At 53.4% G+C, this 25,968-nt stretch carries 23 protein-coding genes; 15 read left to right on the plus strand and 8 right to left on the minus strand.

Annotated features, from left to right (window positions below; genetic code table 11):
- Window positions 1–19: 19 nt before the first annotated feature.
- Window positions 20–1,168, plus strand: coding sequence for a galactonate dehydratase (gene dgoD / locus ACZ5FM_RS20270; protein ID WP_259149767.1), 1,149 nt, complete (start codon window positions 20–22; stop codon window positions 1,166–1,168).
- Window positions 1,169–1,373: 205 nt separating this feature from the next.
- On the opposite strand, the gene hisD is transcribed toward dgoD, so the two are convergent.
- A complete protein-coding gene (gene hisD / locus ACZ5FM_RS20275) occupies window positions 1,374–2,672 on the minus strand; it encodes a histidinol dehydrogenase (RefSeq protein WP_464040556.1) in 1,299 nt (432 codons plus the stop codon).
- Window positions 2,673–2,852: 180 nt separating this feature from the next.
- On the opposite strand from hisD, the gene ACZ5FM_RS20280 reads away from it, so the two are divergent.
- The 5 genes from ACZ5FM_RS20280 (at window position 2,853) to ACZ5FM_RS20300 (ending at window position 7,689) form a co-directional block, all read left to right on the plus strand.
- A complete protein-coding gene (locus ACZ5FM_RS20280; RefSeq protein WP_192489347.1) occupies window positions 2,853–3,401 on the plus strand; it encodes a cupin domain-containing protein in 549 nt (182 codons plus the stop codon).
- Window positions 3,402–3,517: 116 nt separating this feature from the next.
- On the plus strand, window positions 3,518–4,558 hold the full coding sequence (locus tag ACZ5FM_RS20285; protein WP_250985714.1) for an ABC transporter substrate-binding protein: 1,041 nt from the start codon (window positions 3,518–3,520) through the stop codon (window positions 4,556–4,558).
- A gap of 109 nt (window positions 4,559–4,667) precedes the next feature.
- On the plus strand, window positions 4,668–5,732 hold the full coding sequence (locus ACZ5FM_RS20290) for an ABC transporter ATP-binding protein (protein ID WP_259149816.1): 1,065 nt from the start codon (window positions 4,668–4,670) through the stop codon (window positions 5,730–5,732).
- Window positions 5,729–6,907 (plus strand): ABC transporter permease, encoded by a 1,179-nt coding sequence (locus ACZ5FM_RS20295; RefSeq protein ID WP_259149766.1) that lies wholly within the window; start codon window positions 5,729–5,731, stop codon window positions 6,905–6,907. Before ACZ5FM_RS20290 ends, ACZ5FM_RS20295 begins: the two co-directional genes overlap by 4 nt.
- The gene (locus tag ACZ5FM_RS20300; RefSeq protein WP_250985716.1) at window positions 6,904–7,689 is read left to right on the plus strand and encodes an ABC transporter permease; all 786 of its coding nucleotides are present in this window, start codon (window positions 6,904–6,906) and stop codon (window positions 7,687–7,689) included. Before ACZ5FM_RS20295 ends, ACZ5FM_RS20300 begins: the two co-directional genes overlap by 4 nt.
- 284 nt (window positions 7,690–7,973) lie before the next feature.
- On the opposite strand, the gene ACZ5FM_RS20305 is transcribed toward ACZ5FM_RS20300, so the two are convergent.
- Together ACZ5FM_RS20305 and ACZ5FM_RS20310 are read right to left on the minus strand one after the other, a co-directional pair.
- A complete protein-coding gene (locus ACZ5FM_RS20305) occupies window positions 7,974–9,113 on the minus strand; it encodes a PLP-dependent cysteine synthase family protein (protein ID WP_275642476.1) in 1,140 nt (379 codons plus the stop codon).
- A gap of 1 nt (window position 9,114) precedes the next feature.
- Complete coding sequence (locus tag ACZ5FM_RS20310) at window positions 9,115–9,498, minus strand: RidA family protein (RefSeq protein ID WP_250985717.1); 384 nt, start codon at window positions 9,496–9,498, stop codon at window positions 9,115–9,117.
- A gap of 353 nt (window positions 9,499–9,851) precedes the next feature.
- Here ACZ5FM_RS20310 and ACZ5FM_RS20315 point away from each other — a divergent pair, with 353 nt between their 5' ends.
- The 3 genes from ACZ5FM_RS20315 (at window position 9,852) to ACZ5FM_RS20325 (ending at window position 13,327) form a co-directional block, all read left to right on the plus strand.
- Window positions 9,852–11,000 (plus strand): mandelate racemase family protein, encoded by a 1,149-nt coding sequence (locus ACZ5FM_RS20315; RefSeq protein ID WP_192489342.1) that lies wholly within the window; start codon window positions 9,852–9,854, stop codon window positions 10,998–11,000.
- A gap of 7 nt (window positions 11,001–11,007) precedes the next feature.
- On the plus strand, window positions 11,008–11,637 hold the full coding sequence (locus tag ACZ5FM_RS20320; protein WP_259149765.1) for an SGNH/GDSL hydrolase family protein: 630 nt from the start codon (window positions 11,008–11,010) through the stop codon (window positions 11,635–11,637).
- 91 nt (window positions 11,638–11,728) lie between these two features.
- Window positions 11,729–13,327, plus strand: a complete 1,599-nt coding sequence (locus ACZ5FM_RS20325; RefSeq protein WP_259149764.1) for an ABC transporter substrate-binding protein — start codon at window positions 11,729–11,731, stop codon at window positions 13,325–13,327.
- Between the two features lie 80 nt (window positions 13,328–13,407).
- Here ACZ5FM_RS20325 and ACZ5FM_RS20330 read toward each other — a convergent pair whose 3' ends face one another.
- Genes ACZ5FM_RS20330 through ACZ5FM_RS20340 form a run of 3 tightly spaced genes read right to left on the minus strand, consistent with a single transcriptional unit; the run spans window position 13,408 to window position 16,378 of the window.
- Window positions 13,408–14,442 (minus strand): sensor histidine kinase, encoded by a 1,035-nt coding sequence (locus ACZ5FM_RS20330; RefSeq protein ID WP_259149763.1) that lies wholly within the window; start codon window positions 14,440–14,442, stop codon window positions 13,408–13,410.
- 8 nt (window positions 14,443–14,450) lie between these two features.
- The gene (locus ACZ5FM_RS20335) at window positions 14,451–14,888 is read right to left on the minus strand and encodes a response regulator (RefSeq protein ID WP_192489338.1); all 438 of its coding nucleotides are present in this window, start codon (window positions 14,886–14,888) and stop codon (window positions 14,451–14,453) included.
- Entirely contained in the window at window positions 14,885–16,378 is a 1,494-nt protein-coding gene (locus tag ACZ5FM_RS20340; protein ID WP_250985722.1) for a sensor histidine kinase, read from the minus strand. The genes ACZ5FM_RS20335 and ACZ5FM_RS20340 overlap by 4 nt, the downstream gene beginning before the upstream one ends.
- A gap of 695 nt (window positions 16,379–17,073) precedes the next feature.
- On the opposite strand from ACZ5FM_RS20340, the gene ACZ5FM_RS20345 reads away from it, so the two are divergent.
- The 4 genes from ACZ5FM_RS20345 to ACZ5FM_RS20360 are packed head-to-tail and all read left to right on the plus strand — an operon-like array spanning window position 17,074 to window position 22,374.
- A complete protein-coding gene (locus tag ACZ5FM_RS20345; protein ID WP_192489337.1) occupies window positions 17,074–18,672 on the plus strand; it encodes a peptide ABC transporter substrate-binding protein in 1,599 nt (532 codons plus the stop codon).
- Between the two features lie 52 nt (window positions 18,673–18,724).
- Window positions 18,725–19,648 carry an oligopeptide ABC transporter permease OppB gene (gene oppB / locus ACZ5FM_RS20350; protein WP_192489336.1) on the plus strand — a complete coding sequence of 308 codons (924 nt, stop codon included), beginning with the start codon at window positions 18,725–18,727 and terminating at the stop codon, window positions 19,646–19,648.
- Window positions 19,641–20,771: an ABC transporter permease gene (locus ACZ5FM_RS20355; RefSeq protein ID WP_250985723.1), complete on the plus strand. Its 1,131-nt coding sequence runs from the start codon at window positions 19,641–19,643 to the stop codon at window positions 20,769–20,771. The genes oppB and ACZ5FM_RS20355 overlap by 8 nt, the downstream gene beginning before the upstream one ends.
- 1 nt (window position 20,772) lies before the next feature.
- Window positions 20,773–22,374, plus strand: a complete 1,602-nt coding sequence (locus tag ACZ5FM_RS20360; protein ID WP_464040557.1) for an ABC transporter ATP-binding protein — start codon at window positions 20,773–20,775, stop codon at window positions 22,372–22,374.
- Window positions 22,375–22,444: 70 nt separating this feature from the next.
- On the opposite strand, the gene ACZ5FM_RS20365 is transcribed toward ACZ5FM_RS20360, so the two are convergent.
- Together ACZ5FM_RS20365 and ACZ5FM_RS20370 are read right to left on the minus strand one after the other, a co-directional pair.
- Window positions 22,445–23,476, minus strand: a complete 1,032-nt coding sequence (locus ACZ5FM_RS20365; RefSeq protein ID WP_464040558.1) for an SAM-dependent methyltransferase — start codon at window positions 23,474–23,476, stop codon at window positions 22,445–22,447.
- Entirely contained in the window at window positions 23,473–24,282 is an 810-nt protein-coding gene (locus ACZ5FM_RS20370) for a DUF1295 domain-containing protein (protein ID WP_312947572.1), read from the minus strand. Before ACZ5FM_RS20370 ends, ACZ5FM_RS20365 begins: the two co-directional genes overlap by 4 nt.
- Window positions 24,283–24,519: 237 nt before the next feature.
- Here ACZ5FM_RS20370 and ACZ5FM_RS20375 point away from each other — a divergent pair, with 237 nt between their 5' ends.
- Together ACZ5FM_RS20375 and ACZ5FM_RS20380 are read left to right on the plus strand one after the other, a co-directional pair.
- Complete coding sequence (locus tag ACZ5FM_RS20375; protein ID WP_464040559.1) at window positions 24,520–24,888, plus strand: DUF2147 domain-containing protein; 369 nt, start codon at window positions 24,520–24,522, stop codon at window positions 24,886–24,888.
- A 53-nt stretch (window positions 24,889–24,941) separates the two neighbouring features.
- Window positions 24,942–25,946 carry an alpha/beta fold hydrolase gene (locus ACZ5FM_RS20380; RefSeq protein ID WP_464040560.1) on the plus strand — a complete coding sequence of 335 codons (1,005 nt, stop codon included), beginning with the start codon at window positions 24,942–24,944 and terminating at the stop codon, window positions 25,944–25,946.
- Window positions 25,947–25,968 lie beyond the last annotated feature (22 nt).

Below are 25,968 nucleotides of genomic sequence, written 5' to 3' on the forward strand. Positions count from 1 at the left end.
GCTAGATGAGTGAAGCTTCATGAAAATTACGAAACTGACGACCTACATTGTCCCTCCGCGCTGGATGTTCCTGAAGATAGAAACGGATGAGGGAATTGTCGGGTGGGGTGAGCCGGTTGTCGAAGGCCGTGCGCTGACCGTTGAAGCAGCTGTGCATGAACTGGCCGATTATCTCGTTGGCAAAGATCCAATGATGATCGAAGACCATTGGCAGGTCATGTACCGCGGTGGTTTCTATCGCGGTGGTGCCATCCACATGAGTGCGCTTGCCGGTATCGATCAGGCGCTTTGGGACATCAAGGGCAAGGCGCTGGGCCAGCCCATTCACGCTTTGCTGGGTGGACAGGTTCGTGATCGGATCAAGGTTTATTCCTGGATCGGGGGTGACCGGCCGAGCGATGTGGCCAACAATGCCCGTGATGTGGTTGCCCGTGGTTTCAAGGCAATCAAGCTCAATGGCTGCGAGGAAATGCAGATCGTTGATACCTGGGAAAAGGTTGAAAAGGCCGTTGAAACCATCGCGATAATTCGCGAGGCCGTTGGCCCGCATATCGGCATTGGCGTTGATTTCCATGGCCGGGTGCACCGGCCGATGGCCAAGGTCCTGGCCAAGGAATTGCAGCCCTATAACCTGCTGTTCATTGAAGAGCCCGTGCTGTCTGAAAACCGGGAAGCGCTGAAGGAAATCGCCAACCATTGCTCGACGCCGATTGCGCTTGGTGAACGTCTCTATTCACGTTGGGACTTCAAGTCTGTTCTATCTGACGGTTATGTCGATATTTTACAGCCGGATTTGTCCCATGCTGGCGGCATTACCGAGTGCCGAAAGATCGCGACGATGGCGGAGGCCTATGACGTGGCGCTTGCTCCGCATTGCCCGCTTGGTCCAATCGCTCTTGCTGCCTGCCTGCAGGTTGATGCCGTGAGCTACAATGCCTTTATTCAGGAGCAGAGCCTCGGCATTCACTACAACAAGTCCAACGATATCCTTGATTACATCTCCAACAAGGACGTGTTTCAGTATGCCGATGGTTTTGTTGGCATTCCGCAGGGACCTGGCCTCGGTGTTGAGGTTGATGAAGCCTATGTGATTGAGCGCGCCAAGGAAGGGCATCGCTGGCGCAACCCCGTCTGGCGCCATGAAGATGGCAGCGTCGCTGAGTGGTGATACAGCAATAGGTGCGGTGATAGAGTTCACCAAAAGCAAACGCCGTGACATATCGCTGTCACGGCGTTTTGTCGTTGTCTATTTATGGCCGGAATTTGTTTTGGCGGATACGACTAGTCGACGCCACAATCATGTTTTTTTAGGCAGAAAACCGCCGAAATTTTTCGACGGTTTTCCTTAGCTTCAGACTTTCGGCGGGATCAGATCATTCTGCTGCAAGCTGCTTAGGGCTCAGGCGCAACGCCGCAGCGCGGCGGTGACCTTCAAGCTGTTCTGTCGCGCTCTGGCGAACAGCGGCAGGAGCAACCGCAGCAACGCCACGCTCATCCAGCCACTGGTGGGTGGCGATCTTTACATACGAACCAACCCAAAGGCCTCCAGTATAACGACCCGCGGCCATCGTTGGCAGCGTGTGGTTGGTTCCGCAGCACTTATCGGAGTATACAACGCTTGCGAGTTCACCGATAAAGATGGAACCATAGTTGCGCAGCTTCCTCGCTGTTGCCATCGCGTCGCGCGTGTGGACCTGAAGGTGCTCAGTTGCGATGTAATCGGAATAGGCGATCATCGTTTCCTCGTCCTCTACGAGGGTAACTTCGCCGTAGTCCTTCCACGCGACACCGGCAACAGCAGCCGTCGACAGTGTTTCGAGCTGCTTCTCGACTTCCTTTATGGTCTCATCTGCGATCTCACGGCTGGTCGTTACAAGACCAACACGAGTACGCACATCGTGTTCGGCCTGGGCCAGCATGTCGGTCGCGAGTGTTGCTGGGTTGGCAGTTTCATCGGCAACGATGAAGATTTCACTCGGTCCCGCCAACTGGTCAATACCGACTTGACCAAAGACCTGACGCTTCGCTTCGTTGACAAATGCGTTGCCCGGGCCGACGATTTTATCGACGGCAGGAATGGTCTCGGTCCCGTAAGCCATTGCTGCAATAGCCTGTGCACCGCCCACTCGGAAGATACGGTCTGCGCCAGCGAGGTGGCAGCCAGCAATCATGGCAGGATGTGCATTTGGGGGTAGGCAAGCAATCACCTGGTCGCAGCCAGCTACCTTAGCGGGGACTATCGTCATAACCGGTGCCGAAAGAAGTGGATAGCGTCCACCTGGCACATAGCAACCGACGATCTCAATGGGAATAACGCGGTGCCCCAAGTGCAGGCCCGGAAGACTCTCGATTTCGAGCGGAAGAATGGTGCCGAGCTGAGCCTCTGCGAAGCGGCGGACGTTTGCTATGGCAAACTCGGTGTCTTCGCGTGTCTGTGGGTCAAGATCAGCAAAAGCCTTCTGCTTCTCTTCCTCTGTGACTTCAAAGGTAGCGACATCGGCTTTGTCGAAAGCGAGCGAGTATTCACGAACCGCTGCGTCGCCACGCTCGCGGACATTAGCGATAATGTCCTTCACCGTTTTTTCAACGGGAGCCGTGTCGGAGACAGCGTCTCGCGTGGGTTCTTTAATCTTTATAAATTTGCCTTTCAGCGCATTGAGACGCGACGTCATCGAAACCTCCTATGTGGTATGATTGACGTGAGCATCTTCCACGACGAGCTTTCCGGCAATTGCCCCTAAACCACTTGTTCATTATATTCACCACATGAAGTGTATTTGCTGGGGCTGGGTATCTCACCCGGGCTTGGGGTGTCATGGTCGTCCGCATGCTGAAACAGAAGGGTCTGACTGATGCCTAAAATTGGGAGTAAACTTCGAGAGCTCCGCCGCCGCCGAGACTTGGGCGTTAGGGAGCTGGCAGCGCGCTCGGGAATATCGCATTCGACGATTTCCTTGATCGAGCGTGACCGGATGAGCCCGTCTATAGATACGCTTGGTGCGGTTCTGGATGCACTTGGTACAACACTTCCCGGTTTTTTCTCTGATCTGCAATCCAGTCTGCCGTATTCACCCTTCTACTCGTCCGCAGACCTCGTGGAGATTGGAAAGGTTGATACAATTTCATATCGCGTTATCGGACTGGACCATCCCAACCGGCAACTCCTGATGCTGCATGAGCGCTACGCGCCTGGTGCAGACACCGGCGAGGAATTCACTCACGCAGCCCAGGAAGCGGGCATGGTGCTGTCGGGAATGGTTGAGATCACTGTGGGCAATGTTAAAAAGGTCCTGAAGCCTGGGGACGGATATTATTTTGATAGCAGGCTTCCCCATCGCTTCCGCAATGTTGATGAAGGGCCTAGCGAAATCCTGAGCGCTATTACACCACCGACTTACTGATGTTCAAACCTGCAGAAGGGTGGTGAGTATAGTGAACAAGGTGGTTAACCCCGCTTTTCAAAGTTTGGAAACGTGCTTTCCTATTGGCCGGTCGATAACACAAAGGGGAGCGTCCGATGAAAATCTTTAAAGCTACAATCATTGCATCCACCATCCTGATGGCAGGCAGTTTGAGTGCGCAGGCACGTGATCTGACAGTCGTGTCTTGGGGTGGAAACTTTCAGGATGCTCAGCGTAAAATCTTCTTCGAACCCTATGCAGCCGAAACTGGTAAGCCGGTTCTCGACGAAAGTTGGGATGGTGGCTACGGCGTTTTGCAGGCCAAGGTCAAGGCTGGCGTGCCCAACTGGGATGTCGTCGAAGTTGAGGCTGAAGAACTGGCGCTGGGTTGCGCCGATGGCATATATGAAAAAATCGACTGGGAAAAACTTGGCGGTAAGGACGCCTACCTTGCTGCCGCGGTCAGTGACTGCGGCGTTGGCAACATCGTATGGTCGACTGGTCTCTCTTATGACGGAGAAAAACTGAAGGAAGCCCCAAAGACCTGGGCAGACTTCTGGGATACCAAGAAGTTTCCTGGCAAGCGCGGCTTCCGCAAGGGTCCGAAATACGCTCTCGAGTTCGCTCTGATGGCTGATGGTGTACCTGCCAAAGAGGTCTACGACGTTCTCAGTGGTGAAGGTGGTGTTGATCGCGCATTTAAAAAGCTCGATGAATTGAAGGCCGACATCATTTGGTGGGATGCAGGCGCTCAGCCACTGCAGCTCCTGTCGTCGGGACAAGTGGTCATGACCACGGCCTACAATGGCCGTATCAGCGGTATCAACCGCTCGGAAGGCAAGAAGTTCGGCTTTGTGTTCCCGGGTAGCATCTACGCTATCGACAGCTGGGTGATTTTGAAAGACAGCCCAAACAAGGACGCAGGCATGGATTTCATTAGCTATGCGAGCAAGGCCGAAAATCAGGCCAAGCTGCCCGAGTATATTGCTTATGGTCTGCCCAACCTGGGAGCGACCAAGTTGGTCCCTCAGCAGTTCCAGGAAGAACTTCCGACGACTGAGGCAAACATTAGTGACGCAATCCCGCTTGATGTAGACTTTTGGACCGACAACGCGGAGGAGCTGACGCAACGCTTCAACGCCTGGCTCGCGCAGTAAGCGCCAGCCTTTTCATGTCCTGATATCCGTTGCCCGAAAAAGGGCAACGGACCTTCCCTCATCAGAGAGAGGAGGGAGGTTGCGTTATCCAATACGAGCGTAGGTTATGATGAGCGACGCGTTTATAAATTTCGACAAAGTCAGCAAAGCGTTCGGCATCATGACTGTCGTTGATAATCTAGACTTGTCTATCGGCAAGGGCGAGTTCGTCAGCATGCTTGGGCCTTCCGGGTCTGGAAAGACGACGCTTCTCATGATGCTGGCAGGGTTTGAGAGCCCGACCAGCGGTGCGATCTCCGTAGCTGGTAAGCGCGTCGATTCCCTTCCACCCCATAAGCGAAATATGGGTGTCGTTTTTCAGAACTATGCACTCTTTCCCCACATGACCGTTGCTGAGAATGTGGCGTTTCCGTTGAGAATGCGTGGCGCCTCCAGGAGTGAGATCGTTGAACGGGTGACGAAGGCGCTCGACATGGTTCAGCTCGGTGCGTTTCAGGAACGCAAGCCCATACAACTGTCCGGTGGGCAACAGCAGCGCGTTGCTTTGGCCCGCGCATTGGTTTTCGAACCAGAGGTCGTCTTGATGGACGAGCCATTGGGCGCTCTCGACAAAAAGCTTCGCGAGCAGATGCAAATGGACATTCGCGATCTTCATCACCGCTTGGGGCTTACCATTGTCTTCGTTACGCACGACCAGACAGAAGCACTGACAATGTCGGATCGGATTGCGATCTTCAATCATGGAAAAATTGAACAAATCGGAGGTCCGTCGGAAATATACGACAGGCCAAGAACTCAGTTCGTCGCCGAGTTTATTGGAGAAACAAATCTTCTCTCTGGAAAGGTGACGTCTTCATCTAACGGCCTTCTTAACGTTACGTTGGAAGGCAGTCAGCCGATAAAGGTAGCTTCTACCGCAACTTATGAACCTGGAAAGCACGTTAAGGTATCGGTGCGCCCAGAACGTATTGAGCTCGGCGCGGTCGGTGAGGGCCAAAACGAGCTCAAGGTGAGAGTGACTGACATTGTCTACCACGGAGACCATCTTCAAGTGGAGGTCAATGCTGGTGGTCGGAGGCTTGTCGTCAAAGCCAATCGAAAGGCAGTGGCTCCAGAGATTGGGCAAGACATTGTAGCGTCGTTCAGCCCCGAACAATGTTGGATCGTAACATGACGCAAACATCGTGGCTCTCCAAACAAACCAAGTCGTTTGCGCTCATTGCACCACTCGCAATTTTTCTGGTTTTCTTCTTCGTGGCGCCTCTCTTCACGATGATGAAGTCCGCTGTTTCTGATCCGGTCGCGTCAAATGCTCTTCCTACGGTTTCAGAGGCGTTGGAAGGTTGGGATCGGTCATCGACACCTTCTTCAGAGGCACAAGCGTCGCTGGCCGCTGATATACGTAATATCAGTGACGATCAGTTATTTGGTGATCTCGTCCGTCGACTGAACAGTGCTAAGTCCGGTTTCCGCACTCTGATGACCAAGACACGTAATGCTGTAGCTGACCAGACAGTTACCGACTTGGTGTCCGTTGATGCGCGGTGGAGCGACCCGGCATTCTGGATCGCCGTCCAAGACGCCGCGAGCGCTTCCCTTACAGACAGAAACCTGCTGGCAGCTGTCGATCTGCAACGAGACGCCAGCGGCAACATTGCGAACGCTCCAGAGGGTACCTCGGCCAATCGCACTACGCTGATCCGTACATTGATCATGGCTGGCATCGTGACAATCTGCTGCATCGCCGTGGGCTTGCCGTTCGCAATGGTTGCTGCATCAACGACCGGGTGGAAACGCCAACTGCTTCTGGGAGCTGTACTTCTTCCACTCTGGACTTCATTGTTGGTGCGCACTGCCGCCTGGTACATTATCCTTCAGGACAACGGTCTCATCAACTTGACGCTTCAAACGCTTGGATTGACGAGCGGGCCTGTTCCTCTGATCTTCAACCGGCTCGGCGTTGTTATTGCGATGACCCATGTGCTCCTACCTTTCATGGTCCTACCAATTTTTAGCGTTCTTATCGGTATTCCCAAGAACCTTATGCCAGCGGCAGCCTCATTAGGCGCTTCACCTATCCGCGCATTCCTGTTGGTTTTACTTCCGCTCAGCCTTCGCGGTGTCGTATCAGGCGCGCTGCTCGTCTTCATGAGTGCTCTCGGCTATTACATCACGCCTGCGCTTATCGGTGGAGCACAAGATCAGATGATAAGCTCGGTTATCGCCTATTACGCGACTGGTGCGGCAAACTGGGGCATGGCTGGCGCTCTCGGTATGGTTCTTTTGGCAGCAACGATGATCCTCTATGTTGTATACCTTCGCCTTTCCTCCGAGGAGGCGCGCACATGAAAACGCTTACCGCCAGCAAAGCCGTATTCGGATCGACCGTAATTTTCTTCCTTATGGCACCGCTGTTCGCAATTCTTCCGCTCGCTTTTACAGACAGCATATTTCTCAACTATCCCATCCCTGGGTTTTCATTCAGGTGGTTCCATGAGTTGTTCACGGCTGACGCGTGGCGTCGGTCCATAATCAATAGTCTTTTGATTGGAAGCGGAACGACTATTTTAGCGACCATCATGGGAACTGTTGCAGCTCTTGGATTGCGAGGAAAATCAGTTTCGCTGTTGTTTAGTTTCTTCCGGACTTTGTTCCTCCTACCAATGGTTGTTCCGGCAGTCGTGTTGGGGGTGGGTATGCAATTGATGTTTGCTCAGTATGGTCTCGCCAACACATATGTTGGGGTTATCATCGCGCACACTGTTATTGCTATCCCATTCGTCGTGGTCAACGTTACTGCGGCGCTGCAAGGCATTGATCGACGGCTTGAGAATGCCGCAGCAAGCCTTGGCGCATCGCCAGTTGTCGTCCTTCAGAAAGTGACCTTGCCGCTTGCCATGCCGGGTATTGTGTCGGGTGCTGTTTTCGCCTTCGCCACATCCCTGGACGAAGTTGTTCTAACGCTGTTCGTCGCGGGCCCCAATCAGCGCACTGTTGCCCGCCAGATGTTTTCGACAATCAGGGAAAACATCAGCCCTGCAATTGCTGCTGCAGCATTGCTGTTCATTGTGGGAACCGTGCTCATAGCGGGACTAGTCCTTTTGGCTCAGAAAAAGAGCCCGCGGGCGTAAAGACAAGTCACCTGCGCTGCCGTCCTTCGTTAGTGACGCAATAACATGACACTTTGTGGTGAAGAGGACGTTCCAAAGCCCTCGAAAGGACGAGTTCTGTTTGTGGAGGATTTGCCTTTATCCGTACCCGGCTATTCTCACATTTACGGGTGTCAAGGCTGGCGGCAATGATTTCGTCGTCGGTCGTTCTGTGTTGATCAGCAACCTTAGAAAACAGCCAACTTCCAACGAGGTTGATAGCGACCCAAAGAGAAACTTCGCGACTTTCCCTTTGGGCCGTTTTCTCATGTACTGGGCTCAGATTGCTGTGTGGAATACTTTAGTGGTGTGCCGTGGTCGATGAATGCCTCAATGCGCTCACGCCACGGCTTGATGTCCAGCTTCTGCTCTTCAATCCATTTCGGATTGTAATAGGTTGCGGAGTAACGGTCTCCGCTATCACAGATCAGGGATACGAGTGATCCGTCCTTGCCTTGGCGCATCATTTCGCTGGCAATGCACAAAAGACCGAAGAAGTTTGTGCCGGTTGAACCACCAACACGACGGAAAAGCCGGTCGGACAGGACGTGGGCGGCAGCAATTGAAGCGACATCCGGCACGCGGATCATATGGTCGATCACGCCGGGTACGAAGGAAGGCTCGACGCGTGGTCGGCCAATGCCTTCAATGCGACTGCCCGGAGCAGTTTTTTCCATGTCGCCACTTGCCCAGGCATCATAGAAGGCAGAACCCTCAACATCGACGACCGCGAGGCGCGTTTCGAGGTTCTTGTAGCGGATGAACCGACCAATCGTTGCCGATGTCCCGCCTGTGCCAGCGCTCATCACTACCCAGTCCGGGACGGGATGACCCTCATATTGCATCTGTTCGAACACGCTCTGGGCAATGTTGTTGTTACCGCGCCAGTCCGTTGCTCTTTCGGCATTGGTGAACTGGTCCAGATAATGGCCGCCAGATTCAGTGGCGAGTTTCTGCGCCACGGAATAGACGTCGCCAGCATGGTCTACGAAATGGCACTTGCCGCCGAAGCGCTCGATCGCCTCAACTTTCTGCGGGCTGGTGGAGCGCGGCATGACGGCGATGAAGGGGAGATCCAGCAGGTTCGCAAAATAGGCCTCTGAGACTGCGGTCGAGCCGGAAGATGCCTCAACAAGCGTTGTGCCCGGACCGATTCTGCCGTTACAAATCCCGTAAAGGAAAAGAGAGCGTGCCAGACGGTGCTTGAGGCTGCCCGTCGGGTGTGTGCTTTCGTCCTTCAGGTATACGCTGATGTTTTTCAGGCCGGGAAAAATCGGTTTGACGAGGTGCGTGTCTGCAGAGCGATGTCCATCGCCCTGCAGAATATTCAATGCGCGTCGCGTCCATTCGCGGTCAGCCGCTGCTATCGGCAGTTCAAAGTGATGTTCGCAACACATGTCAGTCATGTCAGGCGTCCTTGAGGGCGATGACAGCTTCGATTTCGATCTGGGCACCCTTTGGCAGCGCCGAAACCTCGAAGGTCGCGCGGGCGGGGAAGGGCGCCTTGAAGAATTCTGCGTAGGCGGCGTTAATGTCTGCAAAGCGCGACAGGTCGCGTACCAGCACTGTTGTCTTGACGGTTCTGGAAAGATCCGTACCAGCGGCCTCTGCAATGGCTGCGAGATTGCGCAGGCACTGGCGGGTCTGTTCAACCGGGTCGTTGGACGAAAATTCACCGGTGGCCGGGTCGATTGGGATCTGTCCTGAGACAAAAAGCAGTCCGTTCACGGCGATAGCTTGTGAATATGGGCCAATGGCGGCTGGTGCGGCGTCGGTGGAAACAGGCTTCATGGAAATCTCACTTTTGGTTTTGTCGGGCGTTGGTGTCGCAGCGGTGGCGTCACTGCGATGATTCTTGTTGTGCAATATGGTGCTGCCACACTGGGACCTGTCAACGTTATCGCATGTGAAGGCTTGTCCAAAGCCAATTACGTCACCGTTTGCAGATGATTTTTCCAGACTTGTTTGCAGCTGTCCGGGCGAGGTTGGAGGTTTTTTTAAGGTTTTCCAATGATGTAGACCAACCTGTCATCCAGAATAAAAAATCTGTCGTACAGATTTGACAAAATCTGATATTTCTGTCTAATTATGTCAGGCAGAATGATGAGGGCGTGATGCGCCCATGCTTGCATACGGGAGGAATTATGATCATCACCGACGTCGAAGTGCGCGTTTTCCAAACGACGACCCGTCGCCATTCGGATAGTGCCGGTCATGCACATCCCGGACCCGCGCATAAGGTGGAGCAGGCCATGCTCACCATTCGCACCGAGGATGGTCTGGAAGGCCACTCATTTACGGCGCCTGAAATTGTGCGCCCGCATGTCATCGAAAAATTCGTGAAAAAGGTACTGATCGGTCAGGACTACCGTGACCGTGAACGCTTGTGGCAAGACCTTGCGCACTGGCAGCGCGGCTCTGCCGCGCAGCTGACAGATCGCACTCTGGCGGTCGTGGACTGCGCATTGTGGGATCTTGCCGGCCGGGCTTTGAACACACCTGTATACAAGTTGATCGGCGGTTATCGCGACAAGGTTCTCGCCTATGGTTCGATCATGTGTGGTGACGAACTTGAAGGTGGACTGGCGACTCCGGAAGATTACGGTCGGTTTGGCGAAACGCTGGTCAAGCGTGGCTACAAGGGCATCAAGCTGCACACCTGGATGCCGCCTGTCAGCTGGGCGCCTGACGTGAAAATGGACCTGAAGGCGTGCGCTGCAGTTCGCGAAGCTGTTGGTCCTGATATTCGCCTGATGATCGATGCGTTTCACTGGTATTCGCGCACCGATGCGCTGGCGCTGGGCCGCGGACTTGAAAAGCTTGGTTTCGACTGGATTGAAGAACCAATGGATGAGCAATCCATGTCGTCCTACAAGTGGCTTGCCGATAATCTCGATATTCCGGTTGTCGGGCCAGAAAGTGCAGCCGGCAAACATTGGCATCGCGCAGAGTGGCTGAAGGCAGGCGCTTGCGACATTCTCAGAACGGGTGTCAACGATGTCGGGGGTATAACGCCAGCATTGAAGACCATGCATCTTGCGGAAGCATTCGGCGTTGAATGCGAAGTGCACGGCAATACCGCCATGAACCTGCATGTGGTCGCCGCGACCAAGAATTGCCGCTGGTACGAGCGTGGCCTGCTGCATCCATTCCTCGAATATGACGACGGTCACGATTACCTGAAGTCGCTGTCAGATCCGATGGACAGTGACGGTTACGTCCATGTGCCGGATCGTCCTGGCCTCGGTGAAGACATCGACTTCAACTTCATTGAGAACAACAGGGTTCGGTGATCGCATCATGAAGTCGGTTCTTGCATTCGGAGACAGTCTTACATGGGGTGCCGACCCAACGACCGGCCTGCGCCATCCGGCCGACTATCGCTGGCCGGATGTGCTGGAAAAAGAGTTGGGTGGCCAGGCGAAGATCCTTTCAGAAGGGCTTGGCGGCCGTACCACATGTTATGATGACCATGCCGGGCCGGCCTGCCGCAATGGCGCCAAGGCGCTGGAAGTTGCGCTGGCAAGCCATATGCCGCTGGACCTCGTCATCATCATGCTTGGCACAAATGATATCAAGCCAACCCATGGCGGGCGTGCCGAGCCCGCCGTGACCGGCATCCGCCGGCTTGCGCAGATCGTTGATACGTTTCCTTACAAGCCGCGTGATGCAAAACCGAAGTTGATGATCGTTGCGCCACCTGCCTGTGTTGCCGGTGCGAGCGGCGTTCCCGCCGCCGGTCGCGATATCGCGGAATCGCAGCGTCTTGGCCCCCTTTATCGCAAACTTGCCGCAGAACTTGGCCATTTCTTCTTCGATGCTGGTTCTGTAGCAAAGTCATCCCCGGTTGATGGTGTTCATCTGGAGGCTGACGAAACTGCAAAGATAGGAAAAGCACTGGCAGCACCTGTTGGTGAGATCCTTCGCTGATCCATCCGGGCCTGTGGAGGAACAGGCCGGTCTGTATATTGAAAACTTGGAGAGCCGTCATTCCAAAGGAAACGGCAAATTGGGAGGAAATATGAGACACTTTCTTGCTACCGCGGCCCTCGGCGCGCTTTTGATCGGCGCTTTGCCAATCAATTCGTTTGCCGAAACACCCAAGGATCAGCTCGTCGTTGCGACAACAATGAGCAATATTCTGACGCTTGATCCCGCTGCAATTACCGGCCGTGAAACCGTTCAGGTTCTCAACAATACCTATGACACTCTGGTCATTCTGTCGCCAGAAGACCGAAGCATCCAGCCGCGCCTTGCAGAGCGTTGGGAAGTCGCCGAAGACCGCATGTCCATTCGCTTCCATCTGCGCAGTGATGCCAAGTTTGAATCCGGCAATGCCGTGACTGCACAGGACGTTGCCTGGAGCCTGAAGCGTCTGCTGGTTCGCAATCTCGCGCAGTCTTCGTTCCTCAAGACCCGTGGTTACAAGGTTGAGAACGCTGACAAGCTGTTTGTTGCTGAAAACGACACCACATTTGTCCTTAACCTGCCGCAGCCGGATGACCCGAGCCTGCTGCTGATGATCCTTGCCCAGAACGGTCCGGGCTCCATCATCGACAGCAAGACAGCTCTGGCCAATGAAAAAGATGGCGATCTTGGTGCAGGTTGGCTGACACTGAACTCGGCGGGTTCTGGACCTTTCAAACTGACTCAGTGGAAGTCGAACGAATTTATCATTCTTACCCGCAATGACGACTACTGGGGTGAGAAGCCAGCGATGAAGCGCGTTCTCATGCGCCATCTGCCGGAATCACAATCCCAGCGCCTGATGCTTGAAAAGGGAGATATCGACGTCGCGTATTCCTTGCAGGCACCTGACCTGCGTTCACTTGAAGCAGACAAGGATATCGCAATTGAATCGACGCCCGGTTCGGGCTTCTATTACCTCAGCGTCTCGATGAAAGACGAACGTTTCGCCAATAAGAAAGTGCGCGAAGCACTGCGTTACCTGATCGATTACGAAGGTCTCGACAAGGCAATCATGCCGTATTACGGCAAACTGCATCAGCGCCCGATCAGCACCGGTTTCCTCGGCTCGTTGCCGGATGAAGGTTACAAGCTGGATATCGAAAAGGCCAAGGCTCTGCTGGCCGAGGGTGGTTTCCCGAACGGTTTCAAGACCACACTGCGTGTTCTCTCCGAAGATCCGTTCATGAAAGCCGCAACAGCCATCCAGAACACACTGGCACAGGCCGGTATTCAGGCTGAAATCATCAGCGGTTCCGGCGACCAGATTTACGGTGCGATGCGTGAGCGTAAGTTTGAACTGCTGCTTGGTCGCGGTGGTGGCGGTCAGCAGCCACACCCTGACAACAATCTGCGTTCTATCGCCTACAACCCGAATAACGCAGACGATGCAAAGCTGACCAACTATCAGGGATGGCGCACCAGCTTTTACGACGAGAAGCTGAACAAGATGATCGAAGATGCGTTGCTTGAGCGTGATATCGCCAAGCAGGGCAAGCTCTACGAGGACATTCAGACCTACATGGATGAAATCGTCATGTCGATCCAGCCGTTCTCGGAAGTCGTTGATACCGCTGCTTTCCGCAGTGACGTGAAAGGTATGATTGTCAGCCCTTGGCTTTCGCGTTTTGAAAGCATCAGCAAGGATCGTTGATCCCGCCTTATCCTCCCAAAGGCAAAGAAAGGCGCGTGTTACCACGCGCCTTTTCTGTTTTCGGTATGAAACCTGTGTCGCTAGATGACGACCGGTACTGCCCAGGTCAGGCGAACATGCCCGCCGGGTGCACTCTCATCGTAATCCAGTGTCGCATCCAGTGTCTTGCACATTGCCTTGATAAGCTTGGTACCAAGACCGGTGCCCTTTGGAGGTTCCGACGGATTGAAACCGATCCCGTCATCATCGACACACAGCTGAAGTTGGTTGTCCTCCGTCTGGCGTAACGTGACTCCAATCTGTCCCTTGCCTTCCGGGTAGGCATATTTGAGGGCGTTGGAGACCAGTTCGGTCACGATCACACCCAGCGCCACGGCCTGATCGGCGGTGACAAACACTGCCCTCAGGTCGGTGGTAACAATGATCTCAGGGGATGCGCCACCGGTGCGTTGCAGGTCGTCGATCAAAGCGCCGAGATAGACATCGAGGGCGACAGCGCCGACATTTTCCGAGGTGTAAAGACTGCGATGAACGCCAGCGATCGCTGCAATGCGACTTTGGGTTTCCTGAAGCGCGTTCTTGGCTTCATCACTGATGACGGTGTTGGTCTGCAAGCGGATCATGGCCGAAACAAGTGACAAACTATTGGCTACACGGTGGTTCATCTCAGCCACCATCAGTTCTGCCCGTTCCTTGGCAACGATCAGCAACCGGTCGGCCTCGTCCTTTTCCCGTCGTAGTCTGGCATTGTTCAGTGCCTGATCGATGGCACTGGCCAAGAGCGGGAAAAAGTCGTCGGTTACCGTTTTGATCACGTAGTCCGCAGCGCCGCCCTTAAGCGCGTTAATGGCAATCTGCGCATCGCTGGACCCTGTTACATAGAGAATGGGAACCAGTGTAGATTTACACCCAATTTCCTCTAGAAAATGTAAGCCAGTCTTGTCCTGAAAATAATGGTCCAGGACAACGGCGTCATAGGTGTCAGCCATGAAGGCCTCAATGCCGGCTGCAACGGAGGCTGCATGAGTTACACTGTAATCGTAGCGGCCAAGAATACGCTGCGCCAGCCTTGCCAATGCCGGATCGTCGTCAATGTATAAAATGCGAGCCGGCATTGAATTCCTCAAGGCACCTGAATAACGGAGAAAAACAGGCCCAGATTGCGGATGGCGGTCGCGAATCCATCATAATCGACCGGTTTGGTAATATAGACGTTTGCGCCAAGGTCATAACATTTTTGGATTTCACGTTCGTCGTCAGTTGTTGTCAACACCACGACCGGAAGCCGGCGCGTGTGTTCATTTGTCTTGATCTGTTCCAGGATATCGATGCCTGACATGTCCGGCAGGTTCAAATCCAACAGAATGAGCAGATAGCGGTCCTTGCTCGGCAGACCATCACGGTTTTCGCCCAAGATGTAGTCGAGCGCCTTCTTGCCCAGGGTGAAGGGGACGATCTCGTTATTGACGCCGGCGCGGCGGACATTTTTCTCGATAAGACGGGCGTGTCCCTCATCGTCCTCGATCATGACGATAGTGACTTCCTGGCCAGAAGCTTTCATAGCTCGTTACTCCTTGGGATTTTGGTCAAATCTGAAGGCAAAATCAGCCGGAAAGTGCTGCCTTTGCCTGGTTCAGAATCCACCGTAATGTCTCCTCCTAAATTTCTTATTAGTGACCGGACGTGGGCAAGTCCAATTCCTTCGCCTGGTTGGTCCTGCTCACCCGCACGCCGGAACAGTTCGAAGATGCGTTCCAGGTCCTGACGTCCGATCCCGCGACCATTGTCTTTGATGTCAATGCGCACACGGCCATGTCCATTGCTGTAACTTCTGACGGAAAGCTGCAAGGGTCGACCAGGTTGCTGATATTTAACTGCGTTGTCGAACAGGTTGCCAAAGATTTGGTCTAGCGAAATGCGATCGCTGATAACGTGACGCACGTCCATCGAAATGGAGATATCGCCACCTGAACTGGTGACCTGGTGATGGACGCTGGCTGATGCCGTATCCAACAAGGACTGAAGGTCTATCTTTTCAGGGGTTAGTTTGCGGCGTCCGTCGCGGGATATCTTCAGGATGGCATTGATCAACTGATCCATCTTGCGCGTCGATGAGCGAATGAAGGTGATTGCCTCCGGCAGGTCTTCTTCTACGGCAAGGCGAGCATTGCGAATGTCCTGCTCGTCAGGCTTTTTTTCATCCGCCAGAACATAGGCGGTGAGGTGTTTGACCGAACTTTCAAACTCGCTCAAAAATCCCATGATATTGACAAGTGGCGCACGCAGGTCATGGGTAACGATATAGGCGAAACGCTGGATTTCCTGATTGGCGCGAATAAGGTCTTCGGTGCGTTCGTTCACGCGTTCTTCCAGCCCCTTGTTAAGATATGCCAGTTCCTCCTGAGCGCTTGAAAGAGCACGAATGTGCTGGACGATGATCGCAAGCGCACCACCAACAACGCCCAGTATGGCAATAGCAGCTGTTATTGTTAGCCATTGCAATATTCGCGCGATATCAATCTGCTCGGAAACAATGATGCGTAACCTGTCGTCTACCGTGGTTTGGTAGGTGGAGAGGATATCGCGAATTTCATCCATGTACCGGAGACCAGAATCCGTCCTGAGTAGCGAGATAGCGCCGTCAAAATCGCCGTTCTCGGCCAGGGCAAGCGTGCGGTTTGTCTCTTCAATTTTTGCGTCTGTAAGCTTGTCCAGTTCTGGCAGCTTTGCGGCAAGTACCGGGTTGTCGGAAAGGCTTTCCCGCAGCTTCGGCCTGATATCCGGCAGTCGCGCCATTGCTTCGTTGTATGGTTCGAGATATTTTTCATCACGCGAAAGTAAATAACCCCGCTGGCCAGTTTCAGCGTCTTGCATGGATGTCAGCATGTTAAGAACGTGCGCACGGATGGTGCGAAGCTGAAGAATTTCCCGGGAATAATCGTTGTTGGCGTTAACGAGCCATAACGATGAACCAACCATAACGATAAGCAGAGCAATGCCTGCGACCAGCATGAGCAGGGTTGATCGTGCAAAGTTTGTGATTCGTGCCATGAAAAATCCGGGTCGGGTGAGTGCCTCAAATATCTAGAGGCAAGGGGAGGGTCGATATGAGGGAGGGACGTATCACACTTCTGTCAAGAATGTTGCGTGGTTATCTAATGAAGTGTTGTTCGTCTCATGTCCTTGCCCGTTTCACCTAATGCGACCCAAAATAACGCGTGGAGCGTATTTTCGTTCCATGCGCTGCTCGATTTTTTTGTTCGATGCTGTGATTTGTCAGGCAGGCATCGTCTCATCTCTGCTGTGCAGTGGGCTTTGGCGCATTTTTTGGTCCGGGGGCGGAAAAAATGCGTACCGAATTGTGGAAAACTGTACGGCCGATTTTGCGAGCACAGTACAATCCAAAACTGTATTTCAGGCCTGTTGTCATTTGTGTCTCGTTGACTGAAACGTTGCAGTGGGTATGAATGTTTCAAGAGCGCCCGGGTGAATCGCCTATTGTTGCGAACTCTAGCGGGCGTTTGAATTTTTGTTGCGCGTCACGGCTGTTTTCGTCGTCGGTGTTATCCACTCAGGCGCTTTGTATAAATTGCCTTCAAATAAATGACCATACACTTATGCAACCTATGAGGGATTAAATGCTGTGGGTTCAGCGCTGAATTGATATCATTCGATGGGAAGTATCTTGCTTTCCATTCAAAACTGTCATTCCTTGCCCATTCCTCGAAAAATCTGGGAGATAAAAAATGAACTCATTCAAAACAACAACAAGAGCAGCTGTTCTGCTCGGTTCCCTCCTCATTGGCGCAAGTTCAGCCTTGGCTGAGACCGTTCTTCATCGTGGCAACTCGGGTGAGCCACAGACCCTCGATCAGGCGCAGACTTCGATCAATATCGAAGCGTTCATTGTCAAAGACCTCTATGAAGGTTTGACGATTTACGATGCTCACGGCAAGATCATCCCTGGTGCGGCAGAAAGCTGGACCGTTTCTGATGATGGCACCGTTTACACTTTCAAGCTGCGTGCCAACGCAAAGTGGTCGGATGGAACGCCTGTAACCGCGCAGGACTTCGTTTTCTCCTACAAACGCGTTGAAGACCCGGCGACTGCAGCGAAATACGCGAATATTCTTTATCCGATCAAGAATGCCGAGAAGGTCAACAAGGGTGAAGCGCCTGTTGACGAACTTGGTGTAAAGGCCGTGGACGAAAAGACGCTCGAAATCACGCTTGAGCGTGCGACGCCATTCTTCCTCGAGCTTCTGGCTCACCAGACTGCATTGCCGGTTTCGCAGGCAAGCATTGAAAAGAACGGCAAGGACTTTGTTAAGCCCGGCGTGATGGTGTCCAACGGCGCCTACAAACTTCAGGCACACGTTCCAAACGACAGCCTGACTGTTGTTAAGAACGAGAATTTCTGGGACGCAGAAAACGTAAAGATCGATAAGGTCGTTTTCTACCCGATCGAGGACCAGGCTGCATCGGTTCGCCGTTTTGAAGCCAAGGAAATGGATCTGGCCTACAACTTCTCGGCAGATCAGATCGACCGCCTGACAAAGGCCTATGGCGATCAGGTTCACGTTTCGCCGACGCTGGCCACCTATTATTACGCTTTCGACACCCGCCAGGAGCCTTATAGCGATGTTCGCGTGCGTCAGGCCCTGTCCATGGCCGTTGACCGTGACTTCCTTGCCAAGGAAATCTACAGCGGTTCGCAGGTTCCTGCCTACTCCATGGTTCCTCCTGGTATCGACAGCTATGGTGAGCCATCAAAGGCCGACTTTGCTTCGCTCTCACAGCTTGATCGCGAAGACAAGGCTATCGAACTGATGAAGGAAGCCGGTTACGGTGAAGGCGCAAAGCCGCTGGAAATCGAAATCCGCTACAACACCAACCCGAACCACGAGCGTGTGGCAACCGCTATCGCGGATATGTGGAAAAACACATTCGGTGCCAAGGTTTCCCTGGTTAACCTCGACGTGTCCTCGCACTACGCTTACCTGCAGGAAGGTGGCAAGTTCAACGTAGCCCGTGCTGGCTGGGTTGCTGACTATGCCGACGCTGAAAACTTCCTTGCGCTTTCGGTTTCCACAAATACGACGTTCAACTACGGCAAGTTCAAGAATGATGAATATGATGCCTTGATGAAGAAGTCGTATGAAGAGGCCGACATGACTGCGCGTGCAAAAATCCTGCACGAAGCAGAGGCTATCCTGTCTCGCGAGCAGCCGGTTGCTCCGCTTCTGACTCAGGCTGATCTTTGGCTCGTTTCCAGCCGCGTAAAGGGCTGGGAAGATAATGCCGCAAACGAGCACTTGAGCCGTTTCCTGAGCATCTCTGAGTAACAATAAGTGGCACGGCGGCGTCCCCGCCGTGCCATACCGGAGTTAACGTACCATGTTATCATTTATTCTGCGCCGATTGGCGAGCGCGGTGCCGACACTGTTTATTGTCGTCACGATTTCGTTTTTCCTGATGCGCTTTGCGCCGGGTGGACCTTTCAACCTTGAACGTCCGTTACCGCCTCAGACGATGGAAAATCTGATGAGGACCTATCAGCTGGATCAGCCATTGTGGCGCCAGTACATTCACTACATCACGAATGCCGTGACCGGTGATTTCGGGCCGAGCTATATCTACAAGGACAACACTGTCGCCGAGTTGATCGGAAAAGGTCTACCTTATTCACTCGAACTTGGCTTTTACGCGCTGCTGTTGGCACTCGTCGGCGGTGTATTGGCTGGTACATTGGCTGCCTTGAGGCAGAACAGTACCTTTGATTTTTCACTGATGTCGGTTTCGACCGTTGGTATTACCGTACCGAACTTCGTTGTCGGTCCTGTGCTGACACTGGTTTTTGCCGTTCTGCTCGGTTGGTTGCCAGCCGGTAGCTGGGGCGACGGATCGCTGCGTTATCTCATCCTGCCGATGATTGCACTTGCCCTGCCTCAGTTGGCGGTGATTGCCCGTCTGACGCGTGGTTCGATGATCGAAGCACTGAGGATGGACCACATTCGCACCGTCAAGGCCTATGGTCTTCCTGCAAGAACGGTTGTCATCATCCACGCAATGCGTGCCGCCATGTTGCCGGTTGTTTCCTACCTCGCGCCTTGCGCAGCAGCGTTGCTGACGGGTTCGGCTGTCGTTGAAACCATCTTCACCATTCCAGGCGTCGGGCGCTACTTCGTCCTCGGTGCCATCAACCGTGATTATACGCTTGTTATGGGCACCGTTGTTCTCATTGCGATCTTCGTCATCGTTTTCAATCTTGTGGTCGACATCCTTTACGGCCTTCTTGATCCGAGGGTTCGCCATGACTGATATGTCTGCAAATACGGCTCCGCTGCCGTCTACAAAAAGTCGCAGCCTTTTCCAGCTTGCCGCTCTGCGGTTCCGTAGAAACCGTGCGGCAATGGCCGGTTCGATCATGCTGGCGCTGATTGCGCTTTTTTCCTTCATTGGTCCACATTTCCTGAACCACACCTATGACCAGGTGTTCCCATCCTATGTGTCCATCCCGCCGAGCCTTGAACCACGTCCGGATGTCACCAATCTTCAGGGTGTTGTTGAGGGAATTGCTTCGCGTGCGCGCGTTGATCTCAAAGAGTTCGAGGTCAGCGGACAATCTTTTACCGCGACCGTAACCTCGGATAGCGAGATCGATCCGCGCACCACGCGTTATTTCGATCGCGCCAATGAGTTCGAAAACACCAAGGTAACAGCAACCGAAGACGATGGCCGTACGCTGAAGTTGGAAGGCAATGTTAACCGCGAATACTTCTTCTTCGGTACCGATTCCAACGGCCGTGACCTTCTGGTGCGTGTCATGCTCGGTGGTCAGATTTCGATTGCTGTCGGCATCCTCGCAAGCCTTGTGTCACTGGGCATTGGCGTTATCTACGGCGCGACGTCTGGTTACATCGGCGGACGTGTCGACAACGTCATGATGCGTATTGTCGAGATCCTCTATTCACTGCCATTCGTCTTCCTCGTTGTGGTGCTGGTGGTGTTTTTCGGTCGCAGCTTCATCCTGATCTTTCTGGTGATTGGTGCGGTCGAGTGGCTGGATATGGCGCGTATCGTGCGCGGGCAGACGCTTGCATTGAAGCGGCGTGAGTTTGTCGGTGCGGCGCAGGCGTTGGGATTGACGGATTGGCAGATCATTCGCCGTCACATTATCCCTAACACGATTGGCCCCGTTGTGGTGTTCGTTACCGTTGTTGTTCCAAAGGTCATTCTTCTTGAAAGCTTCCTGTCCTTCCTTGGTCTCGGTGTTCAGGCGCCGCTGACAAGTTGGGGAGCGTTGATTTCAGAAGGCGCAAACAACATCCAATCTGCACCATGGCTTTTGATTTTCCCGGCCACCTTCTTCGTTCTGACGTTGTTCTCTTTGAACTTCGTTGGTGATGGCCTGCGCGATGCGCTCGATCCGAAGGACCGCTGACATGAATGACACATCACAAACCATTCTTGCCGTTCGTGGACTGAAGGTCGATTTCACCACGCCTGACGGCACGGTGAATGCCGTCAAGGGCATCGACCTCGACGTCCGGGCAGGGGAGACGCTGGCCGTTGTGGGTGAATCTGGTTCCGGAAAAAGCCAGACCATGATGGGTATCATGGGACTTCTGGCAGCAAATGGCCAAGTGCAGGGTTCCGCCAAATATCGCGGCCATGAACTTGTCGGCTTGCGTTCGGATGAGCTCAACACCATCCGCGGCGCCAAGATCACCATGATCTTCCAGGAACCGATGACCTCGCTTGATCCGCTCTACAAGATCGGCAAGCAGATTGCCGAGCCGATCCTGCATCACCGCGGAGGCAGTCGCAAAGAGGCACGCGCCCGTGTTCTGGAATTGCTGGAACTGGTTGGTATTCCTGATCCGGCACGTCGCATCGACAGCTATCCGCACGAGCTTTCTGGTGGCCAACGTCAACGTGTCATGATTGCAATGGCACTGGCCAATGAACCGGACATTCTGATTGCCGACGAGCCGACAACAGCACTCGACGTGACAATCCAGGCCCAGATTCTTGACCTGCTCAAATCCTTGCAGCAGCGTTTTGGTATGGCCATCGTGTTGATTACGCATGATCTCGGAGTGGTGAAGCACTTTGCTGATCGTGTCACGGTGATGCGTCGGGGCGAGGTGGTTGAGGCTGGTTCCACAGTGGACATTTTTGAACGTCCTCAAAAGGAGTACACGAAAATGCTGCTGGATGCCGAGCCAAGCGGGCGCAAGCCGAACGTGGCCGATAAGGCGCAGGTCGTGCTGTCCGGGCAAGCCGTAACCGTCGATTACCAGATTGCTGGCGGGTTCCTGTCGGGCAAAAAAAGCGCGTTCCGTGCTGTCAATGGTGTCGATGTCACGTTGCGACAGGGACAAACAATTGGCATTGTCGGGGAGTCCGGTTCCGGAAAATCCACGCTCGGCCGTGCCCTGTTGAAACTGGTAGAGGCCAAGGGAAAGGTCGTATTTGAAAAGACGGATATTTCCGCTTTCGATCGAAAAGCCATGCGTCCCCTGCGCAAGAAACTGCAACTGGTGTTTCAGGACCCTTACGGTTCACTTTCGCCGCGCCAGACGGTCGGTGAAATCATCACCGAAGGTCTGTTCGTGCACGAGCCACAACTGAGCCGGGCAGAGCGAGACCAGCGTGCCATCAAGGCGCTGCAGGAGGTTGGCCTCGATCCCGACGCCCGCAACCGTTATCCGCATGAGTTTTCAGGCGGCCAACGACAGCGTATCGCCATTGCGCGTGCCATCATCCTGAAGCCCGATGTCGTCATTCTCGATGAACCGACGTCAGCCCTTGATCGCTCGGTTCAGGGACAGGTTATCGATTTGTTGCGCAACCTGCAGAAAACGCATGGTCTGTCCTACATTTTCATCAGCCACGACCTGTCGGTTATCAAGGCTATGTCAGACTACGTCATGGTGATGAAGGACGGCAAGGTTGTTGAGGAAGGCACGACAGATGCAATCTTCGAGGCACCGCGAGAGACGTACACGCAAACGCTGATGAACGCCGCTTTTACAGCGTAAAACTGGATTGCCATAGACCAATAAAGATCCCCTGGGTTTAGTGATCCGGGGGATTTTTATTCGTTCCAGCTTACCGGTGCGCTGGTGCAAGCAAGTAGTGCCCAACCCCCCAGACGTTGCCGTTATCATGACCAAATAGGCCAGCCGTTGCCAAGAAGAACAATCGCCAGCGACGCTCCCAAAGATGAGTGTCCTTACCATAGACGGTTTTGAACAACGGCCTTATCTGGTCGATTTCGCGGTCGAAATTTGCCAGCCAATCGAGAGCCGTCTGTTGATAATGTTGGCCAGACCAGCGCCAATCCTGTTCAACGGTGAAGCTCTCTCCAAAGCGATAAGGCAGATCATAAGCGGGCATGATGCCCCCCGTGAAGAAATGATGTGCAATCCAGTCGGCGGGATTGTCGTGGTCGAAACGATAGGAGCGGTTCTTGTGCGTGAAAACATGCAGGAACAATTTCCCGTCCGGTTTCAGCCATCCATGCACACGTTCAAGAAGGGTGTGCCAGTTGGACATGTGCTCGAACATTTCCACCGAAACCACTCGATCATATGTTTCTTTTGTTTCAAAAATATTCATGTCGGCCGTGACGACGCTGAGGTTGGTATGGCCTTTATCCTGAGCTTTGGAGGTTATGTATTCGCGTTGCGAAGCTGAATTGGAAACAGACACGATGGTGGATCTGGGAAAGTTTTCGGCAAGCCAAAGGGAAAGCGAACCCCAGCCGCAGCCGAGTTCGAGGATTGTCATGCCATCTTCAATTCCGGCATGTTTGACTGTCTGTCTCAGCGCCTCACGTTCCGCGTCAGCAAGGGAGGTGTTTGGATCAGGATAAAAACAGCACGAATATTTTCGCCGCGGACCGAGCACCAGCGAAAAAAACTCCGCAGGTACTTCGTAATGTTGCCGGTTGGCATCACTCGTATGTGTTGCAACGGGAAACTTAGCCATCTCAGACACAAATTCAATTTCCCGGCCATGGGGAATGGTTTCCAGACGGCGTTTGGTGCGGTTACACAGGAAGTCAATTCCAGCAAGTGTCATACCGTCTGATAATGGCATTCTCTCCGCGGCATTGATGGCAAAGGCCAGCATGTTCATTGTGTTGCTCCTTGTTCAGTGGCGGAGTTCGTTTTGCGTGGACCGGGGAAGAAAGCGTTGACACGTGCCTGCAAGGCTCGAAATTTTTCACCGCGACTTCTCATCATATGTTCTTCAAGCGGTGGAATGCCGGAAACATGAACCAGCAGCCAGTACATCATGGCGGGCGCGAGCAACGCCAACCAGCTCCAACCGTTCGCGTTGATTGCCAGCAACGGCCAGGTGCACCAGAATAACCATTCAAAAAAGTAATTCGGGTGGCGAGAGTAACGCCACAATCCAATTTCACAGACACCCGTTTTGGCTTCTGGTGTTTTTCTGAAACCCGCCAATTGAGCGTCTGAAAGGCTTTCGCCTGCGAGAGCTATGACGGCGATGCCAAGTGCAATCAAATCAACAATCCGAGGAAACGGGCTTTCGTTGCTGGCGGCTAGATACACTGCCAAAACCAGTACAAATGCTGCGACAGCTTGTATCTGCAAGAACCAGAATAATCTGAACGAGGCTGCCTTTCCCCATTGTTCAATGAACTTGGCGTAGCGGGGATCTTCCTTGGCGCCCTTTGAGCGTGTCCCGATGTGGGCTCCAAGTCGCAACGACCACAATGCGATAATGACGAAGATCATGATGCGGCGTTCGCTTGCGCCATCAGCCCAAATTGCCGATGCAATGCCACCAAGTCCGACCGCAAATGACCAGATTGTATCGATCCAGCCGCTGTTGCCGGTCCTGCGCTGCGTGGCCCATGCACCGATCATTGCAAGAGAAAGACCACCTGCTGCGAAAATGAGAAAACTGAAATCCATTTCTACCGCCTGTTGAACAGCAATGTCACATTGCTTTCATCACCTATCTACGGAACTGACGGCATTCTGGTTTCGTTTAATGGGCAAAATATTCAAATAAAGATTCCTGGCGGAACTGAACCGTTTCCAACAGTCACTCGTATTGCTTCTGTATATGTGAATTCGCACCAGTCGCTGTCCGCGACCTGTTGCTCCAGTCGGTTCAATGCGATTGGAGCGTGAAGAGGAGTGTAGGGTATGAAATGGATATTACCAGTTTCAATCATCCTTTGCCTTGGCTCGAACTCTGCAATGGCAGAGGATATTTTCGGGCAATGGTCGCGCGGTGATGGCAATGCCAGGGTGAAGATCGACCAGTGTGGAGCCAATATCTGTGCGACGAATACGTGGATAAAACCGGGTACACCGAAAGAAAAAACCGGTGACAAGCTTGTCATGACCATTTCGCCTGCCTCAGATGGGAAATATTCCGGAACCGCTTTCGATCCGCAGCGCGATCTTACCTACAAGATCAGCGTTGATGTGAAGGGCAACAACATGACGACCAAGGGCTGCGTACTTGCCGGTTTGCTGTGCAAGGGCGTTCGATGGACAAGGCTGGATTGACGTCATGACTATAATCGACATGAATGCCAATCAGTGAGAATGTCAGGAGAAAAATGGTCATTCGGGGCGTTTTCTATGTTGTTCTCGGCGCTCTCATGATGACGTTGGCATCAGGGATAAAAGCTCCAACTTCCGCAAATCCGGTCGAGGACGAACGCCTTATCGATGTTGGCGGGTTCATGATGAACAGCCTTTTGCTGGAACCCGGACACAAGGCTGATTTGCCGCCGATTGTCTTTATTCACGGTGCCAGCACCAGTCTGTATGATCCATTGATCGCCTTTCGCTCCAGTTTGGAGGGGCGAGCCAGACTGCTGTTTGTTGACAGGCCTGGTCATGGTCGTTCGCAGATCGGCGGCAAGGGCAACATTTTGCCGGATGGACAGGCGGATGCCATTGCAAGTCTGATGGACAAGCGCGGCATCAAAAGTGCAATCGTGGTTGGTCACTCTTACGGCGGCGCAATTGCTGCTGCGCTTGCTTTGCGTCATCCAGAGAAGGTGAAGGGACTGGTTTTCCTGTCGCCTGCGGTTTATGACTGGCCGGGCGGCGTCTCGTGGTATTATGACGCTGCGCGTATCCCGGTTACCGGTGTTTTGTTCAGCACCCTTGTTGCGCCACCGGCAGGGCTGTTGGCGATTGGAGCTGCGACAAAGTCAGTGTTTGCACCAAACCCCGTACCGCAAAACTATATAGTTCAAACCAAAGCATTGCAGGCCTTGCGCCCGGTTGCCTTCCGTCACAACGCATTGGAAGTAGCATCTTTGAATGCGTGGGCCAAAACGGCATCCCGCCAATATTCCGAGATAAAAGCGAGGACAATTATCATCACAGGTGATGTTGATAAGGTTGTGTCGCCGGAGATACACTCAAAACAGCTGGCACGCGCCATCAAAGGCTCGAAGCTGCTTGTCGTGCACAATCTTGGACACAAGCCGGATTACATCGCGGGCGATCTTGTCGTTGCAGCAATTGAGGTTACGGCCGGCAAAAAACGGGATCTTTCACGGATACTAAAATCTGTCGAACGACGCATAGCTGATGATAGGCCTATGTGAGCCACGTCATATGTTGCTGACG

The sequence above is a fragment of the Agrobacterium sp. 5Ca50 genome (genome assembly GCF_055381905.1).